Here is a 16,038-nt window from a genome sequence, read left to right as displayed (position 1 = left end):
GGCAGCCTGCCCAACTAACCTTTTTACGCTTACTTGGGTGCAATGTTTACGAATAGAAACAACAAAAATGAGGGAATCTACTGTTTAGCAGATTCCCTTTTTGTGGGGAGGCCCAAATTACTTTCGGAGTCCCAGTGCGACCAGGATAGCCCGGTACCGCGTAATGTCCTTTTTGAGGAGATAGTTCAGCAAACGCCGGCGCTTACCAACCAATTTTAACAAACCCAGTTGAGTGCCGTAATCGTGCTTATGAACTTTCAGGTGAGCAGTCAAATGACTGATCCGATAGGTAAAAAGCGCGATCTGGGATTCGGCCGACCCGGTGTCAGTGGCGCTTTTGGCATAACCCGAGGTGGAGAAGATCTCCTGTTTTTTTTCGGTCGTTAGATACATCTTCAGACAGCTAATTAAATTGAAAATAATGAATTCGGGTGCAAAGATAAGGAAAAAAAGTGGTAAGTCGATACGTAACCATCGTAAGTTAATGAGCCGTCGGCCGGAGCGATCCGTTCGAACAAGGAACCGCGCTTACGCCTTATTACGAATCAACGTACGGTTTTTCAACTTCTCCCAGGCAATCAGATACACATCTTTATCGAACAGACGGGAGTCGTGCCGGGCGCGTTGCATAAGCAGTAGCCCAAGTGGAAATAGAACCAGGTTAGCCATCCAGGCACCAATCGGCACCCATACCAAACCGTCCTTGGCGTACTTGTCGCCCGCAATGGTCAATATGTATAGAAATATAAAGAACACGATGGCAATCAGCACGGGCAACCCAAATCCGCCCTTTTTAATAATGGCTCCCATCGACGCACCAATCAGAAACATGACAAAGACCGACACGGCCTGGGTGAACTTATGATGACTTTCTAACTCATACCGCCATACGTTCTTTTCCTTTTCATTCAGGTACGTAACGTTCGAGGTGGAGTATGACAAAATATTCTGAGCCTGATTCAGCGCCATTTGGGCTAGATCTTGCGTTGCGATGGTTTGTTTTCGAAGGAGCGAGTCCACCCATTTCCCGTCCCTCACCTGCTTCTGTTTCAATACAGCATCGGCCTTGAACTGATAGGTATAATACTGGCGGGAGGTACCCGCAACAGTCAGACTGGTGTTGGTATAATCTCTTCGCAGGGAGTCCGTCAACGCTGACAACTGCTTGAGATCTTTCATGTACTCGTGGTACTCAAACTGGTTTTCGTCGGTACGCTTGATGCCAAACGACTCCAGACTAATCACAAGCCGATAGTCCTTAAACCCGTTTCGCATGAACTGAGCCCCCTGAGCCGCCGATCCGTTGCTGGCATAACTAACACTGTTGTCTGAATACTCCTGGTAATCGTTGCCGTTGAAAAGCTGAAACACGAGGTATGTCCGATCTTTATCGGTGTACATCCGCCCGGAATCGGCCAGGATAATTTCGCGATTACCCGACTCGATACCACTTGCGGAGTGCTTATAAATAACCAATCCTTTCAGCAGATCGCCGGTGGCACTATTTTTACCTGCTTTTACTTTATGGTCAACCTTGATACTGTAGCCCGGCAAATCGTTGTAGAAAATACCTTCTTTTAAGTTTAGTGTGGCTTTGGCTGTTTTTATATCATAGAGCAAACTATATCCTTTCAGATTAGCCCAGGGTGCTACCGAATTATTGAACCAGAATGAGAACGCGCTGATAAACGTAGCGACAACCAGTAAAGGGCGCATGGCCCGGGTGAGTGATATCCCCGCACTTTTGAGCGCTGTCAGTTCAAAAAATTCGCCCAGATTCCCAAACGTCATTAACGATGACAGAAGCACGGCTAACGGCAATGCTGTAGGGATGGTCAATAAAGCAAAGTAAAAAAGCAGACGGCCGAAGGTGGCCATGTCGAGGTCTTTAGAGACGAACTCGTCGATGTAAAACATCAGCAGCCTCATCAGGAAGATAAAGATGACGACGCCAAGTGTCAAAAAAAACGGCCCCCAAAATGAGCCGAGTACTAACTTATCTATCTTTTTCATTCTACTATGCCGCGCAGGCGGGCCCGAATGTACAGATACAGAGCAGGAGTGCTGATTCGATCTGGTTTATATACAATACACTAAATGTATTACGTATTTTGGGCCTTTCATAGTTCATTTACGCTCCCAGTTAACTAATTTTAACTTCCTACGATTTCTTTAAGTTTATACATCAAGCCATCCCAGAGATCCTGTAGTTCCTCTTCGTCAGTTGTTGTTGAATAATCAGTAATTCGCAGAAACGTTGATTGTGTCAATTCGCTCTGGTCGACCCGGAAGTCAACATAGTTATTGTCGGAGCCATTTTCGGCGGTTTCCAGAAATTCAAAACGCACCCCCTTATTCTGCCGCATGGATACCTGCCTGGCAATGTGGCTTTCGTTGTCCCATTGAAAATCGTATCGTTGCTCAGGCATTGTATTTACCTTGCTGGCAAACCACTGCGATAAGCCGGATGCTGTGCTGATGTAAGGGAACAGCATTTTGGGAGATGCCCGAAGTTCGTATTCGGCAATAAACTTAAATTTCTCCATAATATCTTCGCCTGATTCAAGGGGGGGCCTTGGCAAAGGTAAACGATTTTTTTTGCGAAAGTCAACGACTTTTTTTGCTTCGAGTCTATTTTTCCTTACTTTTGTGAAACGAAACGGCGGGGTAGCTCAGATGGTTAGAGCGTAGGATTCATAACCCTAAGGTCGGCAGTTCGATCCTGCTCCCCGCTACAACATAAAAGCCTAATCGATTGCTAGTCAATTGGTTAGGCTTTTATCATTTATAACAGGCACGGTTTAGTATGTGGAAAGGGTTAGATTAAATGTGATAGTAACTCATTGAACTTGGTCAAGGCAGGAAACTTCAAGCTGCAAACTAGTAGCTTAATTGTTTCTCGAAACCTCCGGATAAGTGGCAGATCCAGGAACGTTCCTACGGCTCAGAGGGGAGCGTTAATTGAGTCAAGGAATTCGTAGGCCTTAACTCGGTTTATACCCAAATTTTCAAACGTAAGCGGGTAAATACACGCAGAAAGTAGCCCCATGCCCCGGCTCACTGATAGCCGTGATACCACCGCCATGGTTTTCCACTACCCGCAGGCAAATCGCCAGCCCAACCCCACTACCCGGATACTCGTTCTTGCCATGTAATCGCTGAAAAACTTGAAAGATGCGATCCCGAAACTTTTCATCAAAGCCTACCCCCTGATCCACCACGTTGATCTGATGATAAAACGGGGCTTTTATTCCCGGCCGTACATCACCCGGCAAATCACTCGGCGAGCACTGAACATACTGAATGTGAATAAGGGGAAGCTGCTTCGGTCCCACAAACTTTATGGCGTTGGTCAATAAGTTTTGAAACAGTTGGCCTAACTGCGATTCATCTCCATTGACAACGGGCAAGTCATCAACCTGAATCTGAGCCTGGGCTTGCTGGATCTCCCAATCCAGTGTAGAGAGCACCCCCTTCACAATGGCATTCAACGAAACAGGGCCAAACGTCTGCTGACGGGTTGCTATGCGTGAATAAGCTAACAAGTCTTTAATGAGCATCGACATCCGAGAACCAGCGGCCGTGATGCGTTGCAAGTAACTACGGCTTGACTCGGTTAACTGATCATCCAGTTGATCGGCCAACAGGGCACTAAACGACTGTATCTTGCGTAAGGGCTCCTGCAAGTCATGGCTGGCGGCATAGGCAAATTGTTGTAAATTGGCATTCGAGCGGGTTAGATCTTGATTGACTTGTTGTAGCGCCTGTGTCCGCTCCGCCACGCGCTGTTCTAAGTCAGCGGCTAAACTTCGGTATCGGTTCTCACTGTCGGCCAGGGCCTGCTGCGCCCGCTTGCGCTCATCAATGTCGATACCCATACCAACCCATTTGGTGATTTGACCCGTTTTCGGATCGCGGTAGGGTACACCTACGTTTAAAAACCAGCGGTATTCCCCCGAAGCTGACCGGTTACGCTGCTCAAGGGCAAAGCCTTTCTCTGATTGTATGGCCTGCTGGAAGGTAGCCGTCAGCTGGGGGGCGTCCTCGGGATGTACACTCGTGGCCGCCACTTGCCAGGCTGTATTGGGTTCATAGTCAATGCCGCTGTAGTCGGCCCACCACTTGTTCATAAACTCGGTATTCCCCGCCGGATCGGTCACCCAGATGGCCTGCGGCAAGGCATCAGCCAACAGGCGGAAGCGTTGTTCACTTTCCTTCAGGGCGGCTTCGGCCCGGGCCCGCTCCACGCGCGTCCAGATGCGCATGGTCAACTCCCGCATCAGCGCCAGCTCGTCTTCCCGCCAATGACGCGGCTGGGTGTCATAGAAGCCCAACAGGAAATACCATTCGCCCTCCCGCAGCAACGGCACGGTTACCATCGCCCCAATCTGAAAGGCGGCATACTGCTCACCATCCGTACGGGGGTCAGCAAATACGTCGTCAATCACGACCGTTTCCCCCGCCCGCGAGGCCTGCTGAAACTGGGGACTGATGAAGTCGGCAATCCGGTGTTTGCCCGGAATGGCCACAGCACCTTCCCGTCCCCAGCCGTAGCTGACCCAGCAGACCTGCTGGGCCTCATCAATCTCAACAAACAGACACCGCGACAAGCCGAAATGCTGGCCAATCTTGGCTCCCAGCGAGGTGATCGTCTCGTCAATGTCCGTTAGTCCGACCAGCTCCTGACTGACCTGGGCTAAAAAGGCCAGGTTCAGCTCTTGCCGTTTACGCTCGGTGATTCGATCAAACAGCACGGCAAATTGGTCACCCGCAAACCAGAATGCGGTCAGCTCGTACCACTCATTGAGCAGGGGAATATACTCCTCGGCCCGCATCGGCTGGCGGGTATCCAGGACCTGCTGATAGAAGGCATACCACTTAGGATCGAGGCCGGGCAACACCTCCCAGGCCGTTCGGCCCAGAGTTTGCGCGGCATCCAGTCCCGTGAGCTGACTAAAGGCCGGGTTGACCTGCTGGAAGCGGTAATTGATCAACGTTTGGCTGCCATCGCGAATGGCCTCACAAACGGTGTAGCCCTCCTGCATGGCCTCAAACAGCAGGCGGTTGTTAGTCTCCGACTCCCGTACCGTCTCTTCGGCCTGCTTCATCTCGGTGATGTCACGAGTTGTACCGGCTATTGCCTCCACCTCCCCCTTGTCGTTAAAAACAGGGGCAAACACATAGTCATAAATTCGTGTACCTAAGGTAGCGTGAGGAAACGACACTTCGCCCCGGATCGGTTGTTTAGTGGCCACCACCTGATCGATTTCCCGCTCGTGCATTTGAGCATGCCAGGGCTCATAGCCATTCTCCAACAAGCTTTTGCCGATGGCGTCCTCCCAGCTTTTGCCCCACATAGTCAGCAGCGCCTGATTGGCATAGGTAAATCGGTAGGAAAGATCAAACACATACATCAGATCCGGGGTGCTGCTGGCAATGGCTTCGTAGATCCGCTGCTGGCGTTGAGCCTGCTGGCGGGTGGCCACTTCCTGTTGCTGGCTCATTACCTGCTGGGTGACCTCCTGGGCCACCCCCGCAAAGCGGTACAGCTCACCGGCCGGGGTAAAATAAGCCTTGCCATAGAAGCGTACCCATCGCAGCTGGCCATCATCGGCCCCGATGGTGCGGTAAGTTTGATCGTAGGTTCCGTTTGACTGGCCTGTTAATACTTGCTGGACAGCCTGACTGACGAGGTCTACATCTAGTGGATGGACATATTGGATGGCCTGTTCGTAGGGTAGCTTATTGTCGGTGGCCAGCCCAAATAGCTGTCGGCATCGGTCGTCCCATAGTACTTGCTTAGTGGAGGGGTCAAATTCCCAGATACCAAGCCCGGTGGCCTGTAAAGCAAACTGGACATCAAGTTGTTCGGATAAATTCTGAATCGACTCAAGTGGTTTTTGATCACCGTTCATTACAGGAAGCTGCTAAGTAAAAGGTAGGTCAAGAACTGTCAGACACTTACCTTATCGTGTGCTAAAATAGCTTGAAGTAACGTACTGTGTTAGGTGGTTGTTCAAAAAAAACATATCAGGCCAAGCATATCCACCTATAAGTGGTTATAATTTCACATTAATCGACCCAGGTGAAGACAGGCGAATCTCCTGGCCGTCTCAAGGAGGAACGCATTGTAAGACAGTGCTTTTAGTTAGCGGCATACGGATAACTGATGTCGATTATACAAAAAGTAAAATTGAACGATGTACCTGTCAGGCAACTTTATAAATAGGTAGTTCAATCGCACTGCTGGAGCACCGAAAGCGTCTGCACGTGGTGAAATTGGGTCTGCCGGTGGCGATAACCTGCTCATGTTATTAATTGGCTGCCGGCAACATGACATCGACGTTCACTTTACGGGTTTCGTCCTTAATCCGGACAGTTTGGGGCGGTGTGTATGTCCACTCAATGATACGCCGACTCGGTTGCGACTCGGCGTTCAGGGGTTGACCCCTGAGGGGTATCCCCTGACGTTCAGCTGGGAACTGACGGTGCGCTAATATTGCTGTGCCCCCAATCGTAGGGGCCAGAAACGAGCGCCAGTAGTCAATTACTTATTAGACTCCCCAAAGGCATTTTGTTTTTAGTTTACTTAACCAACAAGGGTCCCTCAACTGGTGAACGGTAGTACTTATCAAGGGCCAATAGCCAATGTAAATTTGGTTCAAAATTGTATTTTATCACGAAACAGCAGCAAGGATACGTTACACCTTCCCTATTTCAGAATTTCGTACTTTTTGTAGTGAACGTTCATAAGAGGCAACCTTTTCGTGAACGATTTCAGTTATCAGAAGCAAGAGTCAAGCTACAGCTCTGATCAACACATCGTGTACATTCGGTCAAGCGTTTTCATGATCAAATGAATTAGCATTTAAAGTTGTGTTATTGCAGGAGTCTCCCCTTTGTACTGTCCTAAATTAAGCAAAAGTTTAATAGTATTTTTTGACGAAGGCGTAGTGTCCATTATGCTGAACACGTTTCGGCCATGAAAACGGATTGTAAATCTGACAGCCAGGTTTTATTCGGTAAAAAACGCAATCTCACTTGTTAAACAAAACAGAGTTTTGTCTAATTTTTCTCCCAGGTTAACATAACATCGGTGGCTGTTGCAAAAGCCCAAAAGCGGATTAACAAAACGAGTTTTTTTGCTATTTTCTGGCCAAGGGGCTTAGACTTTTGCAACCGTCACAGCACTTATACAACACCCGCATCTGATGAAAATGCTTAGTCTACTTTAGATAAGTTTAAACACTTTGCGGTATCCGGTCAATATGCGGTAAAAATAAGTGTTCACTTATAAACTGACCTTTGTAGCTGAACACGACTACGCTTTAAGCGATACAATCCCGGCTTACATAGATGGACGGATTGGTTACCAGTCTAAACTTGGTCGCCGTATTTGGTAGGGAAAAACGACCAATTTACTAGTACTTTACTTACCTTCTGTCCATTGGTATGCTTTTATAATGTCCCTAAGACCAAAGACTTCACCGACTGGCAGTTGGTATTAGCACCGTTCTACGAAAGGCCATTCAGCAGAAGGCAAAGAGCCAATAGAAACGGGTTGATTTTCATGGTCTGAGTTGAAGTTTGCTCAGATTAAATTTTTCCTTTTGCCTCGGCTAACGTGACCGTTTTGCCTAATGCGCCAAATTCATGTAGCTCGCCGAACACTTCTAAGCGAATGGATTGATCAAGCGCACCGACACGCAGGGGTTCAAAACCAGCATCGACAATCAGTTCTTCAACAGCCGCATTGATGCTCTGATCGTCGGTCGCATAGAACAGAACAGCTTGATCGGGGCTCTGTCCCGACGCCTTAGCCAGTGAAGCCGCACCCAGGGTGCCGAACGCTTTCGCCAGCTTAGCGCCTTTCGGTAGAAACGAGGCATTAATTTGACCAGCGGATTCGGATTCGTCAATGACTTTAACAAAACCACCCTTTTCGTCCAGCGTAATCGGGTTGGACGGATCGATAATAATTTTGCCCTCTAACTGAGAAGTATATTGATTTAAAAGCTCTTTGATGGCTGAAAACCAAATGGTCAAAACAACAATGTCGGCATCTTCAAGGGCGGCTTCGATTGTCTTAGACTGTGCCAAGCTTCCTAGTTTTTCAGCGAGACTTTTTGCTTTTGATAACACACGGTCGGCCAGAATAACTGACCGATTGCCCTTGGTTAGATTGGTGGCCACGACTTGGCCAATAGTGCCTAAGCCGATCACAGCGACTTTTAAATTTGAAGTATTTGACATGGCTTTTTTAATTACTGACCCTGCAAAGGTCCGTTGGAATGCTGGGGCACTCCAATAAACTATCGTAAGAAATTGGCTTAAACTAGTTTAAGATCAGACCGCTGGGCCAACACTTGGCGTTCCGGTCGCGACATCATGAAGCGATGTCCTTCCGTATTTCGCTCAGGAACTCAGGGGTAATATCCAGGTAGGAAGCGATTTGAATATTTCGTCTCACTTTGGAGCTCTATTCGAGATTCCTACATATGTTATACCTGCTGGGTTAAGCGTAATATAATCAGGCCACATAGGTAAGCCATTATTGCTTCTTTGAGTAGGTTTGTCTAAACTACGCTTCATGTAGAAACACGCTTCCTTACTCAGGAAATCTGCTATGAACAGAAAATGCAAACCCTTGTTGCCGGTTATAGCTTTTGCCATTTTATCAGCCTCACAAATAAGTGGCCTTACCGCCTTTGCCCAGGGACCGGGTCCGGCACAAAGACCACCCCTCCCTCCTATACCTATAAAAGGCGATACGACACATACCCTATCCAAACACTTTATAATGGCTTCTGCAGCAAAAAAAGCACCGGATACCAAGGGCTTTATTCAACGTTGGCTTGTGCTGGAACCTGTAAAGAAAGATATTGTCAGGAATAACATTTTCACTGATAACTACCTCAGAACAACCTTTTCGGCCAATAATTTTTCCAGCGATTACAACACAGTTCCCAAAAATGGCCAAACGGTAAACGTGGGAAACCAGGAGCTGAAGTGGTATGCCTTGGACAGCAAGGCCTTCAACCTCAATTTATACCACTTTACCTACGCCATTAATAAGCCAAAATTTGGAATACTGGTCTGGCTCGTCACGGTCATCGATTGTCCTGAAGAAATCAAAAACGTCAGGATGGCTGCCGGATGTAATTCCGGAAGCATGTGGTGGTTGAATGGTCAAGAAGCCTTGATGCTGTCCGGTGACAGAGATATGATTGCCGATAATTGTACATCGGCACGTTTAACGCTTAAGAAGGGAAGAAACATTATCCGAGGGGCCGTCATAAACGGACCGGGCATGGCTAACTTCTGTGTTCGTTTTTTAGATGAAAACGGATCGCCCGTAAAAAATCTCAGTATTCGTTACGAGTAATAGGTAGTAGTCTGTTTAAGCTGATTAAAATAAATTAGTCCATGAATCCACTGAACGTAACTGGCCTGACAAGTTTACTAGTTTTATTGATAACACAGACCGTACTAGCCCAGATCGGAAGACCATTTATCCATGATCCCTCAACGATCGCCGAATGTGACGGCAAGTATTACACCTTCGGCACAGGCGGTGGCGGATTAATATCCGAAGATGGCTGGACATGGCATGGTGGTGGGGTGAGACCGGGTGGTGGAGCGGCTCCTGATGTTCTCAAAATTGGGGATCGTTACCTGGTCGTTTATGGAGCAACCGGTGGTGCAGGCAACCACAAAGGAGCTATTCTTACCATGTGGAACAAGACATTAGATCCAAAATCTCCCGATTTTAAGTATTCTGAACCGGTTGTGGTGGCTACCTCGGATGGCTATGAAGAGAATGACGCCATAGACCCTGGTGTCCTGTTAGATCCTACTACCGGACGCCTTTGGCTAACCTATGGCACCTATTTTGGCTACACGCGCCTGATTGAATTAGATCCTAAAACAGGAAAACTCAAGGCCGGCAACAAACCCGTGGATGTAGCTATAGTTTGTGAAGCCAGCACGTTAGTCTACCGCGACGGTTGGTACTACTTACTTGCCACGCATGGCAGTTGTTGCGATGGGGCCAACTCTACCTACAATGTGGTGGTGGGTCGATCTAAAAAGATAACCGGTCCTTACCTGGATAATGTAGGCAGAAGCATGTTGGAAGGGGGTGGTAAGCTGGTGGTGGCTACCCGGGGAGGATTAATAGGCCCCGGGCATTTTGGACACATCATATTAGAGAATGGCGTTGAAAAAATGTCTATCCATTATGAAGCCGATTTAGAGCAGGGTGGGCGAAGCGTATTGGGCATCCTGCCGGTGGTTTGGAAAAATGGCTGGCCTGTTGGAGGTGAAAAGTTTAAAGAAGGTACGTATGAAATCGAATCCGTACGAAGAGGATATGGACTAGAGTTGGCCGTTGATTTTACTAGAATGGCCGTTGGGCCACGGGGGTTTGGTCAGCCCAACAATGACCCTATAAAACCCGTTCAGGCTCAACAATTAGACGATGTAGTGAAAAACTGGCCAACCGGTCCTATTAAGTTGAGAATAGGTGACTACATGTCCCGTCCCCACCAAAAATGGACGATTACAGATGCGGCTGATACGACCGGCTATTTAGGTGGACCCTATTATAAAATTGTACTTGCCGGAACCGATCGGGCATTAGCGGCCACTCCCGATGCAGAAGTACTCACCGTACCGGCATTCACCGGCACCCCCGAACAATTATGGCGAATCGATCAATTGACGGATGGCACCTACCGAATAATGCCCAAGATCATACCGAACTCGGCAAAGAAGTTAGTGCTGGTATCTTCCGGAGACAGCACACCGACCTTGGCAGAATTTGACTTTAACAGCGATAATTCGAAATGGAATTTCCGGGCTCACTAAGGATATTCATCACACGACTGATGACGTGAGGATGGCCTATTGTGTTATTCACTTCGTCATTCTGTTCGTTGCTGAGAATTTGGTAACGCTTGTAAGAAGCCTTTTCTGAGATGACAGAACAACTTTACGCCTATAAGAGCTTACAATCCGTTGTAACGACAAACTAGCCGCTTGAATTCTTCTGATCCATTGCGTACCATCGACACCTGAAGATGCCTGGGTGAGTTTTGACTAAACTAATCCGAAATTCGGCTAAATCCGTTTCGATAGCCAGGCCCACCTTTGCACAAACAAACACTCAGTCATAAACAGGATTGAGCACAACGTTTGAATCAATTCATTCAGGCTTATGAATCAGATGGAAAGCAACCAATATCAGGACCAGGATCTGGCCGGTAAAACGGCTTTAGTAACGGGCGGTACCAAAGGCATTGGCAAAGCCATTGCGGATAAGTTAAGGCAAGCAGGTGCCCAGGTTCTTATTACAGCCCGGCATCACCCCGGGGAGACCAATTTGGCCAATCATTTTATTGAAGCCGATATCACCCAGCCTCAACAGGTAGACAAGCTGGCCCAAACCATCAACGAAACATTTGGGGGCCTGGATATGCTTATCAACAATGTTGGCGGAGTGACTGCGCCCGGTGGTGGATTTAGTAGCCTAACGGACCAACACTGGGAGAGCGAGTTGCAATTTAACTTGCTGACTGCCATTCGGCTGGATCGAGCGCTGTTACCCAACATGATCCAGAAAAAAAGCGGGGTGATTATTCACGTTTCGTCGGTGGCTGGTGTAAAGCCCGTATGGTATCACAATTTGGCGTATGCCGTCTCAAAAGCGGGACTAAATGCTTATAGCAAAGCCCTGTCGAATGAACTTGCTCCCAAAGGCGTACGCGTGCTGACCGTATCGCCAGGGGCAACCAATACGCCACTGATGCAGCAACTCATCCAGAATTTTGCGGCCACTTCCGGACTAAGTGCTGAGGAAGCCTTTCAACGAATGGCCACGCAAGCTGGCGGCATTCCAATGGGTCGAATGGCGGAACCGGAGGAAGTCGCTTCGCTGGTTCATTATCTGGTTTCACCAGCAGCGTCCTACTTGACCGGCGCTAACTATTTGATTGATGGGGGTACTGTGCCAGTGGTATAAAGTTGATGAATGGATGAACCGTATGCTTCCTCCCTGGACAGGCTTACACAACTCATGAATAAGGGCAGCGAAAAATCAAAAACGTACGGGGTGAGCTCGTGCCGGACATAACACATGAAGACTGAGTCGATGAAACGCTTTAAGACCATCAGCGAGTTGCTCCAATTTCGCCAACTGCCCAAACCTGGTCATCCGCTGATCAGCGTTTTCAGGCTGGAGTCAGTTGAGCGCTCAAGGCTGAGTGAACCGGCTTCCTGGTGCTACGATTTCTATGCCATAGGCCTCAAACACGTCGCTAATGTCCAGCAAATCAAGGTCAAATACGGTCAGCAAACGTTTGATTATGATGAGGGTATTTTATCCTTCGTGGCCCCTAACCAGGTGTTGAGTCTTTCCCTGGATCCGGACGCGGTACAACTCAAACAATCAGGGTGGATGCTTCTAATCCACCCCGATTTTCTGTGGAACACCTCCTTGGCCAATTCCATCAGCCACTATGATTTCTGGGACTACTCGGTGCACGAAGCCTTATTTCTCTCCGAAGCGGAAGAGGCCGTGTTGGCTACGATTCTGCAAACGATTCAGCACGAGTGTTGTGCCAACCTGGATACCTTTAGTAAACGCATTATCCTCTCGCATCTGGAAACACTACTGAACTATGCTGATCGATTTTACCATCGGCAGTTTATCACCCGGGAGAAGGCCAATCATCAGCTTCTGGAACGGATGGAACGTGTGTTAAGCGATTCGTTTAGCCAGCGGGATCTACGGGCTAACGGCTTGCCTACGGTGGGCTACCTTGCCGAGGCCTTACATGTATCCCCCAAATACTTGAGCAGTTTGCTCAAAGTGCTCACTGGTCAAACGGCCCAGCAGCATATTCATGATAAGCTGATCGAGCAGGCCAAAGAAAAGCTGTCGACTACCGAGTTAAGCATCAGTGAGATCGCCTATGAGTTAGGCTTCGAACATCTGCCCTCGTTTAGTAAGCTTTTCAAAGCCAAAACGACCCAAACTCCATTGGCCTTTCGAGCCTCCTTTCGGTAAGCAGCGTTGCAGTTAAGTTTACTTGATGAAGTAGATACCTCAGGCGTAACTTAAAAAGAGTTGAGTGCATAGCATATATAAATGCTGTCTATTCCTCAATAAGAGCGTTTGGCGAGACATGCAATTTTAGTTCAAACCTCGATACTCAATCGGCGAAACCCCCACTTTTTGTTTGAAGAACCGGGCAAAATGTTGAGGGTACTTAAACCCTAGTTCATAGGCTATTCTGCTCACCGATTTACTGGTGTCGAACAACCGCTCTTTTGCCAGGTCAATCAGATGCAGTTGGATAAATTCCAGGGCCGACTTCCCCGTTTCCTTCTTGATTAGATCGCCGAAGTAATTGGGCGAAAGGTTCAGCACCTGGGCGAAGTAGGCAACGGTGGGCACGCCCTCTGTACTCAATTTTTCGCCGAATAAGTACTCGTTTAGTTTCGCTTCGAACTGCTCCAGGATGCCGTGATTCGCGTGCTCCCGGGTGATGAATTGTCGATCATAGAAGCGCAGACAGTACTTTAAGAGCAATTCCAGGTTCGCCACGATCAGCTGCTTACTGTGGCGATCAATGTTTTGGCTGACTTCGCTGGTTATATTATCAAAGCAAGTTGTCACGACGGCTTTTTCTTTGTCGGAAAGATGCAAAGCCTCATGAGACTGGTAACTGAAAAATGAATAATCGTGAATTTGTTTACCCAGACTGGTGCCTTTAATCAGGTCGGGATGAAAGACCAAGGCCTTCCCATACGGTTGATGGGGTTCATTTTCCGGCTCATTGGTTATGATCTGCCCAGGCCCAAAAAAAACCATCGTTCCTTCGGCATAATCATAATACTGGTTGCCATACCGCAGATCACCACAATTCGTCTCTTTGATGATAATGGCGTAAAAGCTGAGCGTAAACTTCTCCCGGAGAAGGGGCTTCGACTGATTAAAATCAACCAGACTGATGAGCGGATGCTGGGTTCGATTGTTGAACCTATCCGCATATTTTTTGATCGTATCGTAGTGGATCATGGGTGCATGGGCGCTGTTTTGGTCAAATCTAAAGATGAAAATTGTGCGCCTATCGCCTACCAGTAAAAGTGGTAGGCAAAACCGTAAAATGTATAAAACAGCGCACGTTGGCACAGGGTATCTTTGCACCGTACTGATTAAAACTGTTTCGCAAACCCATATCGATGAGGCTACCGGGTGAGTTGACAGTTCGTTTAGGAACCATCATCCTATCCAACGCTATGAAGCCAACCCAGATGCTGCTACTGCCATTAATGCTGGTTTTCCTCAGTAGTCTGGCTTGCAAAACCGACGATCCGATGACCCAGGAGAACTCCATTCCGCCAGCCGGCAATACAGCGGCTGCCAACCCCAGCAACCCTACTTACTCCAATCGGTTACGTGTTCGGATTGGCACGGGCACGTTCACGGTGAGCCTATTAGACAACCCGTCCGTTACAGCCTTCAAAGCGCGGTTACCCCTGACGATCGTTATGAAGGAGCTGAACGGCAACGAAAAGTTTGTGGATATGCCCGCCAGTTTGCCCACTGGTGCCTCCAATCCCGGCACCATTCAGGCGGGGGATCTGATGCTCTACGGTTCCAGCACCCTAGTGCTCTTTTACGAAACGTTCCAGACCTCGTTTCGTTACACCAGGCTTGGCCGGATCGACAACCCAACGGGACTGGCAACGGCCTTGGGCAGAGCCAGTGTACCCATCACCTTCGAGTTGGAATAAGCCTATTCGTTCCCCTAACTGCAAACCAAAGAAATGACTAATCATCCGAATGCTTGTCTATCTACCGATCGTGAGACTGGCATTCAGTCAATAAATGCTTAGCATCAATGAATAACTACTATTGAAGTATGGAAAATAACATTAACGGGAAAGTGATTGTCATTACCGGCGCTAGCAGTGGTCTGGGCGAAGCGGCCGCCAGGCACTTGTCAGGGCTTGGGGCAACGGTTGTTCTGGGTGCCAGAAGAACGGATAGAATTGAAAAGCTAGCCAAAGAGATACTGGACCAGGGTGGAAAAGCGCTGGCGATGGCGATGGATGTAACCCAGCGGGATCAGGTCAAGAAGCTGGTCGATTTAACGGTTGACCGATTTGGGCAGGTAGACGTGATCCTGAATAATGCCGGTGTGATGCCCTTGTCGCCGATGGACCGCCTGAATGTGGCCGAGTGGGATACGATGATCGATGTGAACATCAAAGGGGTGCTTAATGGGATTGCGGCCGTACTTCCTTATATGAAAGCCCAGCAGTCAGGTCAGATTATAAACACCTCTTCGGTGGCGGGGCATAAAGTATTTACCGGCTCGGCGGTCTATTCGGCGACCAAATTTGCGGTACGTGCCTTGACGGAGGGCCTGCGAATGGAGGTAAAGCCTTACAATATCCGGACAACCATCGTTTGTCCAGGCGCGGTTAAAACCGAATTGCTGGAACACATAACCGAAGCAGACATCCTGCAAGCCAACCAAGAGTACGTAGGCGAAGTAGGAATTAGTCCGGACAGTTTTGCCCGGGTGGTTGCGTTTGCCATCAGCCAGCCAGATGATGTTGACATTAATGAGATTATCTTCCGGCCAACATCTCAGGAACTTTAATATATACCCTTCATGCTGCCGATATGTTGATCGGTACAAACTATCATGGACGCTTACCTTCTTCACGGCGTAGCCTCAGTCCTCATAAGCTGGTGCGACCGGTGAACGCCAGAAGTCATTAGGGGTTATATCCACCTACTAGTTAAAGAACTGGCTGAAATTAGGCTGATCCGCAAAGTCGACAATCTAACTGGTTGGTTGCAAGATCCAATCGGTCAGAATCAGGAGTGCATTACTTTCTTCGACTAAGCGCTTTTTGATAAGCGTACTAATGGGCTGACCGTTATGCTTTTTTAGTAAACCGTTTCGAGAACGATTAATACCGGTGATCTAATGCTGTGTGGGTTCACTATATTGGTGC

The 16,038-nt window shown here is 48.3% G+C and carries 13 protein-coding genes and 1 tRNA gene; 8 read left to right on the top strand and 6 right to left on the bottom strand.

The genetic code is table 11. The features are described from left to right. Positions 1 to 117: 117 nt before the first annotated feature. The 3 genes from rpsO to SD10_RS11890 all read right to left on the bottom strand — a co-directional run bounded on the left by rpsO (position 118) and on the right by SD10_RS11890 (position 2,546). A complete protein-coding gene (rpsO, locus tag SD10_RS11900) occupies positions 118 to 393 on the bottom strand; it encodes a 30S ribosomal protein S15 (RefSeq protein WP_046573995.1) in 276 nt (91 codons plus the stop codon). 135 nt (positions 394 to 528) lie between these two features. Beyond that, the gene (locus tag SD10_RS11895) at positions 529 to 2,013 is read right to left on the bottom strand and encodes an LptF/LptG family permease (protein WP_046573994.1); all 1,485 of its coding nucleotides are present in this window, start codon (positions 2,011 to 2,013) and stop codon (positions 529 to 531) included. Positions 2,014 to 2,153: 140 nt separating this feature from the next. Beyond that, positions 2,154 to 2,546, bottom strand: a complete 393-nt coding sequence (locus SD10_RS11890) for an START-like domain-containing protein (RefSeq protein WP_046573993.1) — start codon at positions 2,544 to 2,546, stop codon at positions 2,154 to 2,156. A gap of 115 nt (positions 2,547 to 2,661) precedes the next feature. Here SD10_RS11890 and SD10_RS11885 point away from each other — a divergent pair. After that, positions 2,662 to 2,735, top strand: a tRNA-Met gene (locus tag SD10_RS11885). Positions 2,736 to 3,008: 273 nt separating this feature from the next. On the opposite strand, the gene SD10_RS30070 is transcribed toward SD10_RS11885, so the two are convergent. Next, positions 3,009 to 5,915, bottom strand: coding sequence for a PAS domain-containing sensor histidine kinase (locus SD10_RS30070; protein ID WP_227699206.1), 2,907 nt, complete (start codon positions 5,913 to 5,915; stop codon positions 3,009 to 3,011). A gap of 393 nt (positions 5,916 to 6,308) precedes the next feature. Between SD10_RS30070 and SD10_RS30065 the strand changes: the two genes are divergently transcribed. After that, positions 6,309 to 6,497, top strand: coding sequence for a hypothetical protein (locus SD10_RS30065; protein ID WP_227699205.1), 189 nt, complete (start codon positions 6,309 to 6,311; stop codon positions 6,495 to 6,497). Positions 6,498 to 7,596: 1,099 nt separating this feature from the next. Here SD10_RS30065 and SD10_RS11870 read toward each other — a convergent pair. Beyond that, positions 7,597 to 8,253 (bottom strand): NADPH-dependent F420 reductase, encoded by a 657-nt coding sequence (locus SD10_RS11870; RefSeq protein WP_046573992.1) that lies wholly within the window; start codon positions 8,251 to 8,253, stop codon positions 7,597 to 7,599. Between the two features lie 373 nt (positions 8,254 to 8,626). Between SD10_RS11870 and SD10_RS11865 the strand changes: the two genes are divergently transcribed. The 4 genes from SD10_RS11865 to SD10_RS11850 all read left to right on the top strand — a co-directional run bounded on the left by SD10_RS11865 (position 8,627) and on the right by SD10_RS11850 (position 13,069). Further along, on the top strand, positions 8,627 to 9,385 hold the full coding sequence (locus SD10_RS11865) for a hypothetical protein (protein WP_046573991.1): 759 nt from the start codon (positions 8,627 to 8,629) through the stop codon (positions 9,383 to 9,385). 41 nt (positions 9,386 to 9,426) lie between these two features. After that, positions 9,427 to 10,869, top strand: a complete 1,443-nt coding sequence (locus SD10_RS11860; RefSeq protein WP_046573990.1) for a family 43 glycosylhydrolase — start codon at positions 9,427 to 9,429, stop codon at positions 10,867 to 10,869. Positions 10,870 to 11,218: 349 nt separating this feature from the next. Further along, positions 11,219 to 12,022 (top strand): SDR family oxidoreductase, encoded by an 804-nt coding sequence (locus SD10_RS11855; RefSeq protein ID WP_316933139.1) that lies wholly within the window; start codon positions 11,219 to 11,221, stop codon positions 12,020 to 12,022. 129 nt (positions 12,023 to 12,151) lie between these two features. Next, positions 12,152 to 13,069, top strand: coding sequence for a helix-turn-helix domain-containing protein (locus SD10_RS11850; protein ID WP_046579400.1), 918 nt, complete (start codon positions 12,152 to 12,154; stop codon positions 13,067 to 13,069). A 126-nt stretch (positions 13,070 to 13,195) separates the two neighbouring features. Here SD10_RS11850 and SD10_RS11845 read toward each other — a convergent pair whose 3' ends face one another. Continuing rightward, positions 13,196 to 14,083 carry a helix-turn-helix domain-containing protein gene (locus SD10_RS11845; protein ID WP_046573989.1) on the bottom strand — a complete coding sequence of 296 codons (888 nt, stop codon included), beginning with the start codon at positions 14,081 to 14,083 and terminating at the stop codon, positions 13,196 to 13,198. A gap of 221 nt (positions 14,084 to 14,304) precedes the next feature. Between SD10_RS11845 and SD10_RS11840 the strand changes: the two genes are divergently transcribed. Both SD10_RS11840 and SD10_RS11835 read left to right on the top strand, forming a co-directional pair. Continuing rightward, the gene (locus tag SD10_RS11840; protein ID WP_046573988.1) at positions 14,305 to 14,802 is read left to right on the top strand and encodes a cyclophilin-like fold protein; all 498 of its coding nucleotides are present in this window, start codon (positions 14,305 to 14,307) and stop codon (positions 14,800 to 14,802) included. 128 nt (positions 14,803 to 14,930) lie between these two features. Next, entirely contained in the window at positions 14,931 to 15,677 is a 747-nt protein-coding gene (locus SD10_RS11835; protein ID WP_046573987.1) for an SDR family oxidoreductase, read from the top strand. The last annotated feature ends 361 nt before the right edge of the window (positions 15,678 to 16,038 follow it).

The organism is Spirosoma radiotolerans (assembly GCF_000974425.1).
Classification (GTDB): domain Bacteria; phylum Bacteroidota; class Bacteroidia; order Cytophagales; family Spirosomataceae; genus Spirosoma; species Spirosoma radiotolerans.
This window is presented reverse-complemented; position numbering and strand designations above follow the sequence as displayed.